This is a genomic window from Parabacteroides sp. CAG:2, assembly GCF_000436315.1.
Lineage (GTDB): Bacteria > Bacteroidota > Bacteroidia > Bacteroidales > Tannerellaceae > Parabacteroides > Parabacteroides distasonis.
In genome coordinates, this window is the sequence record NZ_FR885301.1 from 23,796 (window position 1) to 41,034 (window position 17,239).

Consider the following 17,239-nt stretch of genomic DNA (forward strand, 5'->3'; position numbering starts at 1 on the left):
AGCAGGTATTCAAGATCACCAAGGTCGGTACGGTTGCCGGATGTATGGTTAAGGAAGGCAAGATCAAACGTACGAACAAGATCCGTTTGATACGTGACGGTATCGTTATCTATGCCGGTGAGCTAGGTTCTTTGAAACGTTTCAAGGACGATGCGAAAGAGGTCGTGGCTGGCTTGGATTGCGGTTTGAATATTACGAACTTCAACGATATCCAAGTGGGCGATATGATCGAGGCTTACGAAGAGACAGAAATAAAGAAGACGTTATAACGATGAACTGGTTGGACATTACATTGCTATGTCTGGCAGGGATAGGATTTGTGAAAGGCCTGTTTGATGGAATCATCAAACAGGTTGTTTCGCTTATAGCCCTAGTGATCGCGATCTTTTTCTGCGGGAAAGCGGCGGCTTGGCTGAAAGGATATATCTTGGCGTTGGGTTGGTTTCCGGAAGAAGGGGTTACGATCTTGAGTTATATAGCGGGTTTTATCTTGATTATGGGGGTATTTATCCTAGCGGGTGAACTGGTTACCAAGGTGGTAGGGGCGACACCGTTGAGCGTTATCAACCATTTGTTTGGGGGTTTTTTCGGGTTGCTGGTCGTTTTGGTCTTTACCAGTTTGCTGTTGAATGCGCTGGAGTTCGTGGATCGCGGATCGGTCTTGATTCATCGCCAATCGAAGATAGAATCTCGTTTTTATTATAGCGTGAAGCAAATAGTACCAACAATTTTCCCACATAATTTGTTTTCATTAGGAGAATGAAGGGCTTTTATCAATGGTTAATTTATAATTATGCAGGATTCAAATCATATCATTAATGAGGTAACGAGCGGAGATTATAAATATGGCTTCGTTACCGATATTGATACGGAGGTGATCCATCGTGGATTAGACGAGGAGACAGTCCGTATTATCTCTGCCAAGAAGAACGAGCCGGAATGGTTACTCGAGTTCCGTTTGAAGGCTTTTCGCCATTGGCAGACGTTGGAGATGCCTACATGGCCTCACTTGAATATCCCGCCGATCGATTATCAGGACATTATCTATTATGCCGCCCCTAAGAAAAAAGAGGGACCAAAGAGCTTGGATGAGGTAGATCCTGAGTTGTTGAAAACATTCGATAAACTGGGTATTCCTTTGGAAGAACAGAAGCATTTAAGCGGAATGGCGGTAGACGCCGTGATGGATAGTGTTTCCGTGAAGACTACTTTCAAGGAGAATCTCGCGGAGAAGGGGATTATTTTCTGTTCGTTCAGCGAGGCTGTACAACATCATCCGGACTTGGTGCAGAAGTATTTGGGCAGCGTGGTTGGTTATCGTGATAATTTCTTTGCCGCCTTGAATTCGGCCGTGTTCTCGGATGGTTCGTTTGTTTATATACCGAAGGGCGTACGTTGCCCGATGGAGTTGAGTACGTATTTCCGTATCAATGCCGCTAATACCGGACAGTTCGAGCGTACCTTGATTGTCGCAGACGATGAGGCGTATGTAAGTTATCTGGAAGGATGTACGGCACCGATGCGTGACGAGAACCAATTGCATGCCGCTATCGTGGAGATCGTGGCGAACGAGCGTGCCGAGGTGAAGTATTCTACCGTACAGAACTGGTATCCGGGTGATAAGGAAGGTAAAGGCGGTATCTATAACTTCGTGACGAAACGAGGTTTGTGCAAAGGTGAGGGTAGCAAGATCTCTTGGACGCAAGTAGAGACCGGTTCGGCGATCACTTGGAAATATCCGAGCTGTATCTTGGCGGGTGATAACTCGGTAGGTGAGTTTTACTCGGTTGCCGTGACCAATAATTACCAACAGGCCGATACGGGTACGAAGATGATCCATCTGGGTAAGAATACGAAAAGTACGATCGTATCCAAGGGCATCTCTGCCGGTCATAGCCAGAATAGCTATCGGGGGTTGGTGAAGGTGTCCGCCCGTGCGGAAGGAGCCCGTAATCATAGCCAATGCGATAGTTTGCTATTAAGCTCTACTTGTGGAGCTCATACGTTCCCTTACGCTGATATTCAGAATGAGACGGCGATCGTGGAGCATGAGGCTACGACGAGTAAGATCAGCGAGGAGCAATTGTTCTACTGCCAGCAACGGGGTATCTCGGTAGAAGAGGCTGTCGGTTTGATCGTGAATGGATATGCCCGTGAGGTAATGAATAAGTTACCGATGGAGTTCGCCGTCGAGGCTCAGAAATTACTAACGATCTCGCTGGAAGGCAGCGTAGGATAGAATAATTTTCAATTTTCAACTTTCAATTTTCAATTAGAAAAGATGTTAGAGGTTAAGAATTTATATGCCAACGTAAATGGCAAAGAGATATTGAAAGGTATCAACCTGTCGGTGAAAGCGGGTGAGGTACATGCTATCATGGGACCGAACGGTTCCGGAAAAAGTACGTTAAGTAGTGTATTGGTAGGTAATCCCGCTTTTGAGGTAACGGAAGGAGAGGTTATCTTCAACGGTAAGAATCTGCTGGATCTTTCTCCCGAGGATCGTAGCCGTGAGGGTATTTTCTTGAGCTTCCAATATCCGGTCGAGATCCCGGGAGTTAGTATGGTGAACTTTATGCGTGCGGCGTTGAACGAGCACCGTAAATATAACGGTCTGGAACCGGTTTCGGCTACGGACTTCTTGAAATTGATGCGTGAGAAACGTGCGATCGTCGAGCTGGATAATAAACTGGCCAGCCGTAGCGTGAACGAAGGTTTCTCCGGTGGAGAGAAAAAGCGGAACGAGATCTTCCAGATGGCGATGCTGGAGCCGAAATTGGCGATCTTGGATGAGACGGATAGTGGTTTGGATATCGATGCCTTGCGTATCGTAGCGCATGGCGTGAACCAGTTGAGGACTCCGGAGAATGCTGCTATCGTAATCACGCACTATCAGCGTCTGCTGGATTACATCAAGCCGGATGTGGTTCATGTGCTTTACAAAGGCCGTATCGTGAAGACCGCCGGTCCGGAATTGGCCTTGGAACTGGAAGAGAAAGGTTACGACTGGATCAAGAAAGAGATGGGAGATGAGTAATATGAAGGCCGAGCAACAATATATCGATCTTTTCGCCCAATGTGAGGATCTGGTATGTCGTCATAGTACGCCGGTGATGAATGCCCTTAGGGCTGATGCCTTGGCGAACTTTGAGCGACTCGGATTCCCCTCCACGAGAAGCGAGGATTATAAATATACGGATGTAGCCCAAGCGTTCGCTCCGGATTACGGTTTGAATATCAACCGGGTCGCTATCCCGGTGAATCCTTATGACGTGTTCCGTTGTGACGTGCCGAACCTGAGCACATCGTTATACTTTGTCGTGAACGATACGTTTTACGATAAGGACTTACCGAAAGCGCATTTGCCGGAAGGTGTGTATGCTGGAGGGTTGAAGGCTTTTACGGAGCAATATCCGGAGATCGCTTCCAAGTATTACGGAAAGGCGGCGCCGAGTAGCAAGGATGGTATTATTGCGTTGAATACGATGTTAGCCCAAGATGGTTTCGTGGTGTATGTACCGAAAAATGTCGTGGTTGAGCGTCCTATCCAATTGGTGAATATTTTCCGTAGCGATGTGGATACGATGGCGAACCGTCGTGTTCTGGTGATTATGGAACCTCATTCGGAAGCGAAGCTATTGGTTTGCGATCATAGTATCGATGACGTGAAATTCTTGGCGACTCAAGTGGTTGAGATTTTTGCGGAGGAAGGTGCTCGCTTTGATTATTATGATTTGGAAGAAAGCAGCGAGTCTACGACCCGTTTCTCTTCCGTACACGTAAAGCAGGCGGCTTCGACCAATGTCTTGGTAAACGGTATTACGTTGACGAATGGCTTGACTCGCAACAATTATTATGTGGAACTGAATGGCGAGTATGCCGAGTCTACCTTATGCGGTATGTCCGTTCTGGACAAGGAGCAACAGATGGATACCTATAGCCATATCACCCATGCGGTCCCGAATTGTACCAGCAACGAGTTGTTCAAGAACGTACTGAATGATCATGCCGTAGGTGTCTTCAGCGGACGTATCTTGGTGAAAGAGGATGCCCAGAAGACCGCCGCTTACCAGACGAACCGTAATCTGTGCGCTACCCGTGAGGCCCGTATGTACAGCAAGCCGCAATTGGAGATTTACGCGGATGACGTAAAATGCTCGCACGGTATGACGACCGGTCAGTTAGATGAGAACGCTTTGTTCTATATGCAAAGCCGCGGTATCCCTCGTGACGAGGCCCGTATGTTATTGAGCGTGGCTTTCACTTCCGACGTGATCGACCATGTACGCTTGGAGGCGTTGAAAGACCGTTTGCATAAACTGGTAGAGAAACGTTTCCGCGGTGAGCTGGCTAAATGTGCCGGTTGCCGGATTTGTAAATAATCGCGAATAAGAAGAAAACTGTAATCAGACATGGATTATCCCGACGATCATGTAGGGAACCATGTCTGATTTTTTTATATCTTTGGCAGTGACAAATTAAAACCTCCAACTTATGCAGTTAACACACATCGCCCTATGGACGAATCATCTGGAACGTTTACGGGATTTCTATGTAAAGTATTTCAACGGTAAGAGTAACGAGAAATATGTGAATCCAAAGAAAGGATTCGCCTCTTATTTCGTCTCTTTTGAGAGTGGCCCCGCTTTGGAGATCATGCAACGGCAAGATATTAATGAGGCTTACGACAAGGATCATATCGGCTTGGCTCATCTGGCTTTTCATGCGGATACGAAGGAGCAAGTGGATCAAATGATCGAACGTTTCCGGATGGATGGATACACGATCGCCGGTGAGACCCGCACTTCCGGGGATGGTTACTATGAGGGTGTAATCCGAGATCCTGACGGAAATATAGTAGAGATCGTCGTGGGCGGGGAGCCGGAGATACAAGTAGCTTTATTTCCTCCTTATGAGTTACTGCTGGAAGCCGATCCGGATCGGGAGAAAGTAGAGGCTTACCTAAAGGATTCGGATTGCTTTATCGCTACGGTACGAAATTCCGTTGCCGGCGTGATCGTGGTTCGCAAGGAGGAGGGTGGCAAGGCGGAGATCATGAATCTTGCCGTGGCGGATATCTTCCGTCGGCGAGGAATCGCCCGGAAACTATTACGGCATGTATCTAATAAATGGGCTCCGGCTCAAGATGTCGAGCTTTTGCGTATTTGCACCGGAACCTCAGCCGCCGGCCCGATGATGCTTTATCAACAGGAAGGCTTTGACTTGGTAGCTATAGATTGCGATTATTTCGTGCGGAACTATGCCGAGCCTATCTGGGAGAACGGCTTTCAATGCAGGCATCAATTGATTCTTGAAAAGCGATTAAAATAGTATATATGAAAAGAAAATCGGGAGGTTTAAGGCCTCCCGATTTAATTATTAGTAATCTATGAATAGGTCCTCGAATGAAAAATCATCGGGGCTAATGGCATCACATTTCCAGTACGAAGATCCCTTTCGGTGCCAAGGATAATTCGTCTCCCAATGGAATCTCCTTTCCGGTTAATATCTCTTTTCCGGAGGTTTTACCTCGCAATACTTCCGCATAGCGGGCCAACGGGAGGTTCACCTCCTTGTCGCTGCCATTCATCAAGATCAATACGCTCCGGCCATCCAGACTGCGCTCGTAAACATAGACACCTTGGTTCACCATGAAATGTTTCATCTTGCCCTTAGCGATGATATCGTTGCCCTTGCGCCATTTCAATAAAGTCCGGAGGAAATTCCATGCGTCATTTTGTACCTCGCTGCGACCGGATGCCTCGAATTGATTCACCTTGTCGCCGGGCCAGCCACCGGGAACATCCAGACGGATATATCCGTCTCCCTTCTCCTTGGTGCCGTTCATCAGCAACTCCTGCCCGTAATAGAGCTGGGGAATACCGGGGATCGTCAACAAGAATGTCACCCCTTGCTTGAACGCGTACAAATCATCGACAGACTTAGGCATGGAGGGAAGAAAACGATCCGTATCATGGTTCTCCAAGAAACGCAATACGTTATAGATATCGGGATATACATAATCATAGCACATATGCTCGAAGATCGTGTGCAAGCCTCCGGAATACCCGGTCTCCTCATGGAACGCCTTGCTCGCGATACCCATCAAGCGGAAATCCATTACCGATTTCAGCTCGGTATCCTGCCCGAAGTTCAACCGGCTGCCTTTCTGCCAATAAGCGGAACCGATCGTGTAGTTCATCCACGCCTCGCCTACGATGTTATACTCCGGATACTCGTTCATGACCTCCGTGCACCAATTCCGCATCATGTCCACGTCGGCATACGGATACGTATCTTGACGGATACCATCCACGCCGCAATACTCGATCCACCAGATAGAGTTCTGGATAAGGTATTTGGCTACATGTGGGTTCTTTTGGTTCAAGTCCGGCATGCTCGGGACAAACCAACCGTTCAGCATCGTCTCCTTATCATAATCCGACACGTAAGGATCGAAATAAGCCTCTTTATCGTGGTTGGTCTGCACGTAGTTATCGAGATTATTAAACCAGTCGTGGCTAGGGATATCTTTCATCCAAGGATGATCGCTTCCACAATGGTTGAAGATCATATCCATTACGACACGCATGCCCCGCTCGTGCGTCTTCTCGATCAAGCGGACGTAATCCTCGTTCGTGCCGAAGCGTGGGTCTACCCGATAATAATCCGTCGTGGCATATCCGTGATAAGAGCCTCCCTCCATGTCATTCTCCAATACCGGGTTCAGCCAGATAGCGGTAACGCCCAGATCCTCGATATAATCCAAATGCTGCTCGATACCGGCCAAGTCACCCCCATGACGGGCGTTCGGGCTGTTACGGTCTACCTTATAAGAGGTACGCATCGGGATTTGATCGTTCGAGGGATCTCCGTTTGCGAAACGATCCGGCATGATGAGATAAAGCACGTCGGAAGAGTCAAACCCCTTGATCCGATCGGCGTTCGGTTTACGGGCCTTCAACTCATACGAGTAATTGAAACTCTTTTTGTCCTTCGTGAACGTGATATCAAACCTGCCGGGCTTGGCGTTTTCCACGTCCAGATAGATCAATAGGTAATTCGGGCTTTCCAACGCTACCGAGCTTTTCAACTGTACGCCGGGATATTTCACGCTAGGGAGATATCCGGCGATATCCTTACCGTATACCATCAGCTGGAGTTCCGGGTTCTTCATACCACTCCACCAGAAGGTCGGCTCGATTCTAAGGTTATCGGCTGAAAGCGTACTGGAAGCGAAAAGGGCCAGTAAAAGGCTCAAGAATAAATGTCTGTTCATGATATATGTTTATTGATTTATATGACAAGGTTGTACATACGCGAAGATAGAAGGATTCCATTGATAATAACACGCTTTCGCCCGGCGAAAAGGGAATAAAAATCACGCGAACGTTTGCGAACCCTCGTAAATTAAGACTATCTTTACTGCCTAAATCTAATCAACTAATTCAAATGATAAAAAGTCTAATTGTATCCATGTTTCTGACAGGTTGCGTTTCCTCCCTGTCCGCACAACAAAGTTTTTGGAAAGAAGATTTCTCCGCCGGGAAATTACCCGACGGCTGGATGATTGTCGATTCAACGAAATCGGCAAAGTGTGAATGGATTGTAACCGATCAGCCTTATCCCGGCTCTTTCCAGTTCGAGCAACAAGCACCTCCCATCGCATCTACGAGCCGTGGCTATCATATGCAATTCCGGCCGGGCGTAGTCACCGGGGAGGAGATCACGAAGTGGAATCAACGGGAGGAATACCCGAACGGCTATTTCCAGACCAGCGCTATCGATTGCGCGGGAAAGAACGATGTGGTATTGAAATTCCAGCACCTGTTTCGTTGGAATAATTGGTTCACCGGAAAACGTGCCGGCCTTTGGGTAGGCGTCAGCAACGACGGGGTGAATTGGAAAGAGTATAACGTGATGGATAAGATCCTTGCCGCTACCCAGCTTCATGCCCCGGTGAACGAGGAGATCAACATCAGCGAGGTAGCCGCGAATCAGAAAACCGTCTACTTGCGTTTCTTCTGGCGGGATATCTTCTCTTGGTATTGGATGGTCGATGATATTGAGCTGACAGAGCCTTTCGCGCATGACTTGGCCTTGGAGAAAGTGACCTCACACCAAGAAACCGGGAATACGTTCACGAAGGAAGACGTGTTGAAAGTGAAGCTGAAGAACGTTGGCTCCCAGCCCGTAGACGAGGATTTCACGGTAACCGCCTCTTTAAACAACGGTCAGAAACTAACCGCCACGGTAACCGCCTCCGGGCATCCGATCGCTAAACAAGAGGAATATGAGGTAGCTTTCCCTGCTACCGACCTAACCCAGATGGGCTCCTATAAAATAGAGTTCGCTATCCAATACCCGAAGGATGAGCGTTCGTCAAACAACGTATTAAAAGCGAACCTGTTCGCCGCCCGTATGAACTTGGGTAAGTTGACGAAGTTCAATAAGATCAGCAACACGGAATATGAGTTCGTCTCCGGGTACGCTAAGGTTAAGTTGATGTTTTACCGGGATGATATCTTCCGTATCTGGTTGGCACCGGATGGGGAGTATACCAATCCGGCGGCAAACTCGATCGTTGTAGATTATGGGGTAAAGAACCCGAGAGTCTCCATGGCCGACAACGGCAGCTATTATAAGTTCACGACTTCCCAATGTGTCGTACGTGTCTATAAGAACCCTATTCGTTTCGCCATGTATGACAAGAATAACCGTGCCGTGATCTACGAGGAGGCCGAACCACTTGCCTTCGGACTAAAAACGACCCAAACGATGCGCCGTAGCGGTGATGAGGATTTCTACGGTTGCGGTATGCAACAAGGTAATTTCTCATACGCTGGGAAGGAAGCGGATATCGAGGTGACCGGTTGGGATGAGGATCAATCCTCTAACCCGGCTCCCTTCTATATGTCCACGAAAGGATATGGCGTATTCCGCAATACGTTTGCCCCGGGACATTATGCCTTCAACGGCACGGAGATGTTGGACAAGAACTATGATGATGGCTTTAAGCTGATGGGCTTCACCAGTCAGTTGACGCATAACGAGAATCGCTTTGACGCATTCTACTTCTACGGCCCTTCCTTGAAAGACCTATTGAACGACTATACGGATATCACCGGAAAACCTTTTATGCCGGCGATGTGGATGCTTACGATGGGAGATGCCGACTGCTATAACAAAGGGGAACAGCGCACCGGATGGCCTCAATCCACCCCGGACGTAATCAGCCAAGTTGCTGATAAATATGTGGAATATGATATGCCCCGTGGCTGGATCTTGCCGAACGATGGCTATGGTTGCGGCTATGTGAAATTGGATTCTGTTGTGACGGAATTAGGTAAACGAGGCTTCCATACGGGCTTGTGGACAGAGAATGGTGTGGATAAGATCGCCTACGAGGTTGGTAAATGTGGTACCCGCCTGTGTAAATTGGATGTGGCTTGGGTTGGAGAAGGCTATGAGTTTGCCTTGAACGGCTGTAAATCCGCATTCGAGGGGATCGAGAGCAATACGAACGAACGAGGCTTCGTATGGGCTGTTTGCGGTTGGGCCGGAACTCAGCGGTATTCTACGGTATGGAGCGGTGACCAAGTGAGCAACTGGGATTATATCCGTTACCATATCCCGACGATCACGGGTGCCGGCCTTTCCGCTATGAACGCCGCTACTAGCGATGTGGACGGTATCTTCGGCGGTTCCCCGAAAACCTATACCCGCGACTTGCAATGGAAGGTCTTCACCCCGATCTTTATGACCATGAGTGGCTGGGCAGATGCCGACCGTCAGCCTTGGGTATATGGGCATCCGTACACGGATATCAACCGTAAATTCTTAAAGCTGAAGATGCGTCTGAACCCGTACGCCTATACCTATTGCCATGAGGCGCATATGACCGGTGTACCCATGGCTCGTGCGATGGTACTGGAATTCCCGGATGACGTGGTTACCCGTGATACGACCACCCAATATCAATTTATGAGTGGCGAGTGGATGATGGTTGCTCCTGTATATACCCGTAAGAACGTACGTGATAGTATTTACTTCCCTGCCGGAGAATGGTACGACTATTGGACCGGAAAGAAATACGAGGGTGGCAAGTGGTTGGATAAATATGAGGCTAAACTGGATATTTGCCCGGTATTTATCCGTCAAGGCGCCATTATCCCGATGTACCCGGATATGAATTATGTCGGTGAGAAACCTGCGGATGTCTTGACCTTGGACTTATATCCCTATGGAAACACCTCTTTCAATTTATATGAAGACGACGGTCTCACCCGTGATTATAAGAAAGGCGAGTTTGCCTGTACCTTGATCTCTGTTTCCTCCCCAAAAGGTGAGAAAGGAACGATCACCGTGGATATAGCGAAAGCGAAAGGAGATTATAAAGGACGTTACCAAGAGCGTACTTACCTATTGGATGTCCGCTCAGAATCCAGCCCGTCAAACGTAACCGTAGCCGGGAAGCCGCTATCTGCCATCTCCCCCGAAGCGTTCAATGCCGGACAAGAAGGCTGGTACTTCGATGCCTCGGACCGTATGGGAAGGGTTAAGGTACGGACGAACCGCTTGTCTACGAATCAGGATCAGAAGATTGTAATTGGTTTCTAACACTTCTATTTATTTTAAAGGTATATGAAAACACAATTGACTTTATGTATATCCGGGACATTGACGCTTATCGGAATGTCCGGTTGCGAAAAAACTCTGGAGCGTCCTATGAATGTTGTGTATATCTTAGCGGATGATTTAGGATATGGAGATGTTGGCTGTTATGGCCAACAGATTATCAAGACTCCCAATATAGACCGGATGGCGAAGGAGGGAATGTTGTTTACGCAGCATTATGCCGGATGTACGGTGAGTGCCCCTTCCCGTTGCTCCTTGATGACCGGATTGCATACGGGACATACGCAAGTCCGGGGAAACCGGGAGATCACGCCCGAAGGCCAACAGCCGATGCGGGAGGATACCTATACGTTGGGTAAATTAATGAAATCGGCCGGTTATACGACCGGTATCTTTGGTAAATGGGGATTGGGAAATCCGGGCTCTGTCTCCATTCCCAATAAGATGGGTTTCGATGAGTTTTATGGGTATAATTGTCAACGCCAGTCGCATTCCTTCTATCCGGATCATTTATGGCATAATGAGGAGAAGGTTCTTTTTCCTGAAAACGAGAACAATGCTTGCAAAACATATTCACAAGATTTGATTCATGAGCAAGCATTGAAGTTCATTCGGGATCATAAGGAGCAACCGTTCTTCGCGATGCTTACCTATACGCTGCCTCATGCGGAATTGAATCTTCCGCATGATTCTATTTATAAGATGTACGAGAACTCATTCGAGGAGACCCCTTATATTGGTAAGTTTGATAAAGTGTATGGCGGTTATAACACCTCGGAGAAACCCTTGGCCTCCTTTGCCGCCATGGTCTCCCGGTTGGATAAATACGTGGGGGATGTAATGGCTGAATTGAAAGAGTTGGGTTTGGATAAGAATACGATCGTGATTTTTACCAGCGATAACGGCCCGCATCATGAGGGTGGAGCTGATCCGGACTTTTTCAAGAGCTACGGACCTTTCAGGGGGATCAAACGGGATGTATATGAAGGAGGCATCCGTATACCTATGGTGGCATGGTGCCCGGGTACGATCAAGGCCGGAGCTCAATCGGATCATATCAGCGCATTCTGGGATGTCATGCCTACGTTGGCAGAGCTTACAGGTACGGTTTTGCCCGAGCAGACGGATGGAATCTCTTTCTTACCAACCTTGTTATCAAAGAAAGATCAACAGGCCCATGATTATTTATATTGGGAATTTCACGAGTTGAATGGCCGGGAAGCATTACGCTCCGGTAAATGGAAACTAATCCGACAACCGATCGTGGGTGAGACTATATTGGAACTGTATGATTTAAGTAATGATATACATGAGGATACAAATTTGGCGGAGAAATATCCCGATAAGGTAAAAGAACTGGCAGTCTTGATGGACAACGCCCGCATAGAGTCTCCGTACTTTAACTTTGGAAGAGAAAAGTAAACGTGCGAGAAGAGAATAAAGTGTAGGCGTAATATCTGTTAGGTAATGATAAAAAAGGCTTTCTTTCAGCGAGAAAGCCTTTTTTTTGTATCTTTGGCTCTCGTAATTTTAAGACAAAAAGAAGTAAGACTATGTTAGACGTTCAAGCGATCCGAAAAGACTTTCCGATCTTGGATCATAAGATATACGATAAACCGCTTATATATTTTGATAATGGCGCTACTACCCAGAAACCTTGTCAAGTGGTAGAAAAGATAGAGAATGGATATTATAACGTAAACGCCAATATCCACCGAGGCGTACATTTCTTGAGCCAAGCGGCGACAGAGGCGCATGAGGAGGCTCGCAAAACGGTACAGCATTTCTTGAATGCCCGTTCCTCGAATGAGATTATTTTTACCCGGGGAACTACGGAATCCATTAATTTGATCGCTTCCAGCTTTACGGATGAATGTATGTCGGCAGGGGATGAGGTGATCGTGTCCGTTATGGAGCATCATTCCAATATCGTTCCTTGGCAGATACAAGCGGCCCGGAAAGGTATTACGTTGAAGGTGATCCCGATGAATGAGAAAGGGGAGTTGAATCTGGATGAGTATCGTAAATTATTCTCGGATAAGACTCGTCTGGTTTCCGTGACTCATGTGTCTAACGTCTTGGGTACGGTAAATCCGGTAAAGGCGATGATCGAGATCGCTCATGAACAAGGCGTGCCGGTGTTGGTAGACGGGGCTCAAGCCGTTCCGCATATGAAGGTGGATGTGCAGGACTTGGATGCGGAGTTCTATGTTTTCTCCGGGCATAAGATTTACGGACCGACGGGTATCGGGGTCTTGTATGGCAAAGAGGAGTGGTTGGATAAACTTCCTCCGTATCAGGGAGGAGGCGAGATGATCGCTACGGTCTCGTTCGAGAAGACAACTTTTAATGAGCTTCCCTTTAAGTTTGAGGCGGGAACTCCGGATTATATTGGTAGCACGGCGTTGGCGGAAGCCTTGCGGTATGTAGACCGGATCGGTATAGAGAATATAGCTGCTTATGAGGATGAGCTTTTGCGGTATGCGACCGCTGGATTAAATACGATCGAAGGGATGCGTATTTTCGGACAAGCGGATCATAAAGGAGCGGTGCTTTCTTTTTTGGTGGGTAATATCCATCATTACGATATGGGGATGTTGCTGGATCGTTTGGGAATAGCGGTTCGTACAGGGCATCATTGTGCCCAGCCTTTGATGCATGCCTTAGGGATCGAGGGGACGGTGCGGGCGTCTTTCTCTTTTTATAATACGAAAGAGGAGATCGATACGTTCATCGCAGGTGTGGAACGAGTTCGGAAGATGTTTTGAGTATGATGTATTATATTAAGAAATATCCGTTTTCACTGGCGATTATATTGATCGTTATTTACTTGTCGTTCTTTAAGCCGCCGAGGATGGATGATATCCCTTTATTCCCAGGTGTGGACAAAGTGGTTCATTTCTGTATGTATGGGGGGATGTCGGGGATGTTATGGCTGGAGTTCTTGCGGAATCACCGGAAGTATGAGACGGTATTATGGCATGCTTGGATCGGGGCGGTTTTATGCCCGATCGTTATGAGTGGGATTATTGAGATATTGCAAGAATATTGTACGACGTACCGGGGTGGGGATTGGTTTGATTTCTTGGCGAATACTTGCGGGGTGATCGCCGCTACGGCATTCGCTTGGTTCGTGCTTCGCCCTTGGATTGTGAAGGAGCAAAAATAATGTAAGCTATATATACGATAAATAATAAACTGGGATATGTTATTACCCTATATGGAAACCGGGCGTATAGAGGCCGGTTGTGATGAGGCGGGAAGAGGCTGCTTGGCGGGTGCGGTATTCGCCGCCGCCGTGATTCTTCCGGAAGATTTTAAGAATGAGGATTTAAACGATAGCAAGCAATTAAGCGAGAAGAAACGGTATAAGCTTCGTCCTGTCATCGAACGTGAGGCGATCGCTTGGGCGGTAGGCATCGTCAGTCCGGAAGAGATCGATAAGATTAATATCTTAAAGGCTTCTTTCTTGGCTATGCATCGTGCGATCGAGCAACTGAAAGTACGGCCGGAACATTTATTGATCGATGGAAACCGTTTTACCCCTTATCCCGATATTCCGCATACGACCGTAGTAAAAGGCGATGGCAAATACCTGAGTATCGCCGCCGCCTCTATATTGGCTAAAACCTATCGTGATGATTATATGAATGAATTGGCCTTGGAATACCCCGCTTATCATTGGCTGGACAATAAAGGTTATCCTACCAAGGTCCACAGGGAAGCGATTCGTACCCACGGAATCACGCCTTATCATCGCAAGACTTTTACGCTCTTACCGGAGCAGCTTACACTCGGTTTTTAATACGTATATAGGCATAACCTTATGCGTATATACGTATGAGGCTATGCCTATATCGGTGTAGGCTTACACGTATATACGTATCGGCTCGTGCCTATATACGTGTGAAAACACCTGTTTTTATTGTTGTTCCTTTGCCCGGTAAGCCATTGCGTACAGACGCATTTGCTTCACCATCGCTACCAACCCGTTGGAACGGGTAGGGGATAAATGCTCTTTTAATCCTACCTTGTCTATAAAGTATAGATCCGCATCCAAGATTTCTTGAGGGGTATGGCCCGATAAGATCTGTATCAGCAAAGATACGATACCTTTTACGATCACGGCGTCGCTTTCTCCTTGGAAAATAATCTTTCCATCCACATAATCCGCTTGGAACCAAACCCGGCTTTGGCAACCCTCGATCAAGTTACTTTCCGTTTTATATTTCTCATCTAGCGGGGGAAGGGAGTTTCCCAGATCTATTAATAACGCATATTTGTCCATCCAATCATCGAAGACTGAGAATTCTTCGATTACATTGTCTTGAAGTTCATTGATTGTCATTTTATCAGTATTTTATCGATTGTATATTACTTCCAGTACGGTTTGACCGGCAGCTTTTAGAGTCTCACGGTCTATATTTTCCATATTATCTTTTTGAGTATGCCAATAACTGGCGAAACCTGTTTTAGACTCAGGGTCGTAGTTAATGATGTCGATACTCGGGATATTACGTCCGCTAATCACATATTGGTGATCGTCTGTGATGGCTCCACCTGCGGCGTTAATGAAATATTTGCCATATCCCAGATCGCGGGCCGCACTCCATACCATCTCGACGATCGGGGCTGCCGCACGTAAGGATTGTTGCTCCTTGAAAAACGTGGCGTTCTTGCCGCCCACCATATCCAATAAGATTCCGTATCCCGCCGTATAATTAGGGACATGCGGATTTTTTGCCCAGAACTGGGTACCTAGGCACCAGCTATCCGGTGTATAATCGGTTACGAATTCCGGCGTACCATAATCCTCCGCATCGAAGAAAATAATATCGATACCGATACCCGGGGCTTTTTGCCCGATTTGACGGGCGATCTCCAATAAGGCACCTACGCCGCTACCGCCATCGTCCGCCCCGTCCAATGGAGTCCGGTGCTTGGAAGGATCGGGATCGTGGTCCGAATAGGGACGGCTGTCCCAATGCGCGAATAGTAAAACACGTTTACTATTCTCCGGATCAAACGAGCCTATGATGTTTCTCGCTTCCAGCTTCGTTCCGTCGTAGGCGGTTAGTATCGCTTCCTGTTGGTAGACTTTGGCGCCAAAGCGCTTCAATTCAGACGCTAAGTAATCCCCGCATGCTTTATGAGCCGCCGAGTTAGGCACACGGGGACCGAAAGCGACTTGGTTCGCTACATAGGCGTAAGCACTGTCTGCGTTGAAATCGGGAACAGCTGAGGCGATCGGTTGTTTTTTGATCTCCGGCATATTACTTGTCTCTTTGGTTCCTTTGGCTCCACATGATAAAAGAGCAAAACTCAATAACGCAAAAAATAATCTGATCATAAATCTGTTTTGTTTATAATGTTTTTACGGAGGCAGCCGCTTGAACCTCGTCTAATACACGCATCAAGTTTCCACCCCATATCTTGGCGATATCTTCCTCTGTATATCCTTTCTCTATTAATTTAACAGTGATCTGTATGAAATCGTTGTCACTTTCGCAACCGATAATTCCGCCACCGCCATCAAAATCAGAGCCGATACCTACATGATCGATACCGGCGACTTTCACCATATGATCGATATGTTCGATGGCGTCAGTAAGGCTCGCGTTTTTATAATCCTCATTGATATAACGGTCGAGCAAGCAAACTTGCGCTACGCCTCCATTTTGGGCAAGGGCCTTTAGTTGTTCGTCGGTCAGGTTACGGTCGTGCTTGCACATCGCCATGGATGAGGAATGCGAGCAGATGATCGGGGCCTTGGACAATTTGATAACATCCCAAAATGACTTCTCAGAGGCATGAGACATATCCACCATGATACCTTGGCGATTCATCTCTTTTACAACCTCTTCACCAAACGGACTTAAACCGTCCCACTCTTTCTTGGTATGGGTGGATGAGTCGCAAATGTCGTTATCGTAGGAGTGGCAGAGTGTAATATAATTGACACCCATCGCCTTAAACTTAGCGATATTCGCCAAGTCCTTACCAATACCGTATCCATTCTCTATACCGATAAAGAACGCTTTTTTCCCTTCATTCTTCAAGCGGATGAAGTCTTGGTTCGTAACGGCGATGCCACATAAATCCTTATTCAATTCAGCTTGCTTACGAATACCTTCGATCAAGCCTGTTACTTTTTGTACGGCTTCTTGTAAAGAGGCCTCATCACGTTTACCTTGTCCGATGAAGGCCGCAAGGAACACCCCGTCTAGTTTCCCTTCTTGCATCTTAGGGATGTTTACCCGGTTACGTTCCCGGTCCGCGATGCTGAATCCGGCACGTTTGAACCAGAAAGGAGTATCGGTATGTGTATCTACGGAAAGGAAATGCTTGTGCATCTCTTTGGCTTGGTGGAAAGTCTCGGCCTTTCCTATCAGATGGCGGAATATCCTTAACATCGTAGTGTCGCCTCCGTAAGTCAATGCTTCCGGATGCCATTGAACTCCCATGATGGATCGATTCGGATAAGCGTCGATAGCCTCGATAATACTGTCGGGCGCATAAGCGGTAGCCTTGAAGATAGGCGCCAACTCCTTGATCGCTTGATGATGAAGAGAGTTTACGGCTAAGGTATCTTTCCCTAGAA

The 17,239-nt window shown here is 47.4% G+C and carries 15 protein-coding genes; 11 read left to right on the top strand and 4 right to left on the bottom strand.

Features of this window, described 5'->3' with window-relative positions; all coding sequences use genetic code 11:
• The 6 genes from QVP94_RS10470 to QVP94_RS10495 form a co-directional block, all read left to right on the top strand.
• Positions 1–269 (top strand): EF-Tu/IF-2/RF-3 family GTPase (locus tag QVP94_RS10470; protein ID WP_288213244.1); only part of this gene is annotated, 269 nt, incomplete at its 5' end.
• Between the two features lie 2 nt (positions 270–271).
• Complete coding sequence (locus QVP94_RS10475; protein ID WP_005859392.1) at positions 272–763, top strand: CvpA family protein; 492 nt, start codon at positions 272–274, stop codon at positions 761–763.
• 30 nt (positions 764–793) lie between these two features.
• The gene (gene sufB, locus QVP94_RS10480) at positions 794–2,239 is read left to right on the top strand and encodes a Fe-S cluster assembly protein SufB (protein ID WP_005859390.1); all 1,446 of its coding nucleotides are present in this window, start codon (positions 794–796) and stop codon (positions 2,237–2,239) included.
• Positions 2,240–2,281: 42 nt separating this feature from the next.
• Complete coding sequence (gene sufC, locus QVP94_RS10485; protein ID WP_022192561.1) at positions 2,282–3,037, top strand: Fe-S cluster assembly ATPase SufC; 756 nt, start codon at positions 2,282–2,284, stop codon at positions 3,035–3,037.
• The gene (sufD, locus tag QVP94_RS10490; protein WP_022192562.1) at positions 3,030–4,382 is read left to right on the top strand and encodes a Fe-S cluster assembly protein SufD; all 1,353 of its coding nucleotides are present in this window, start codon (positions 3,030–3,032) and stop codon (positions 4,380–4,382) included. Before sufC ends, sufD begins: the two co-directional genes overlap by 8 nt.
• A 112-nt stretch (positions 4,383–4,494) precedes the next feature.
• On the top strand, positions 4,495–5,331 hold the full coding sequence (locus tag QVP94_RS10495) for a GNAT family N-acetyltransferase (RefSeq protein ID WP_022192563.1): 837 nt from the start codon (positions 4,495–4,497) through the stop codon (positions 5,329–5,331).
• A 100-nt stretch (positions 5,332–5,431) separates the two neighbouring features.
• Here the strand turns inward: QVP94_RS10495 and QVP94_RS10500 are convergent, their stop codons facing one another.
• Entirely contained in the window at positions 5,432–7,279 is a 1,848-nt protein-coding gene (locus tag QVP94_RS10500; RefSeq protein ID WP_022192564.1) for a glycoside hydrolase family 13 protein, read from the bottom strand.
• A 173-nt stretch (positions 7,280–7,452) separates the two neighbouring features.
• Here QVP94_RS10500 and QVP94_RS10505 point away from each other — a divergent pair, with 173 nt between their 5' ends.
• The 5 genes from QVP94_RS10505 (at position 7,453) to rnhB (ending at position 14,443) form a co-directional block, all read left to right on the top strand.
• The gene (locus tag QVP94_RS10505) at positions 7,453–10,620 is read left to right on the top strand and encodes a glycoside hydrolase family 31 protein (RefSeq protein ID WP_130882569.1); all 3,168 of its coding nucleotides are present in this window, start codon (positions 7,453–7,455) and stop codon (positions 10,618–10,620) included.
• Positions 10,621–10,644: 24 nt separating this feature from the next.
• Positions 10,645–12,060: an arylsulfatase gene (locus QVP94_RS10510; RefSeq protein ID WP_022192566.1), complete on the top strand. Its 1,416-nt coding sequence runs from the start codon at positions 10,645–10,647 to the stop codon at positions 12,058–12,060.
• 131 nt (positions 12,061–12,191) lie between these two features.
• Positions 12,192–13,406 carry a cysteine desulfurase gene (locus QVP94_RS10515; RefSeq protein WP_022192567.1) on the top strand — a complete coding sequence of 405 codons (1,215 nt, stop codon included), beginning with the start codon at positions 12,192–12,194 and terminating at the stop codon, positions 13,404–13,406.
• A 2-nt stretch (positions 13,407–13,408) separates the two neighbouring features.
• Entirely contained in the window at positions 13,409–13,807 is a 399-nt protein-coding gene (locus QVP94_RS10520; protein WP_036617675.1) for a VanZ family protein, read from the top strand.
• A 36-nt stretch (positions 13,808–13,843) separates the two neighbouring features.
• Positions 13,844–14,443 (top strand): ribonuclease HII, encoded by a 600-nt coding sequence (rnhB, locus tag QVP94_RS10525; protein ID WP_005859375.1) that lies wholly within the window; start codon positions 13,844–13,846, stop codon positions 14,441–14,443.
• Between the two features lie 117 nt (positions 14,444–14,560).
• On the opposite strand, the gene QVP94_RS10530 is transcribed toward rnhB, so the two are convergent.
• The 3 genes from QVP94_RS10530 to QVP94_RS10540 all read right to left on the bottom strand — a co-directional run.
• On the bottom strand, positions 14,561–14,986 hold the full coding sequence (locus QVP94_RS10530) for a SufE family protein (RefSeq protein ID WP_005867596.1): 426 nt from the start codon (positions 14,984–14,986) through the stop codon (positions 14,561–14,563).
• A 12-nt stretch (positions 14,987–14,998) separates the two neighbouring features.
• Positions 14,999–15,988 carry a M20 family metallopeptidase gene (locus QVP94_RS10535; protein WP_022192569.1) on the bottom strand — a complete coding sequence of 330 codons (990 nt, stop codon included), beginning with the start codon at positions 15,986–15,988 and terminating at the stop codon, positions 14,999–15,001.
• A gap of 13 nt (positions 15,989–16,001) precedes the next feature.
• Positions 16,002–17,239: membrane dipeptidase (locus tag QVP94_RS10540; RefSeq protein ID WP_288213245.1), on the bottom strand; the 1,238-nt coding region annotated here is incomplete at its 5' end.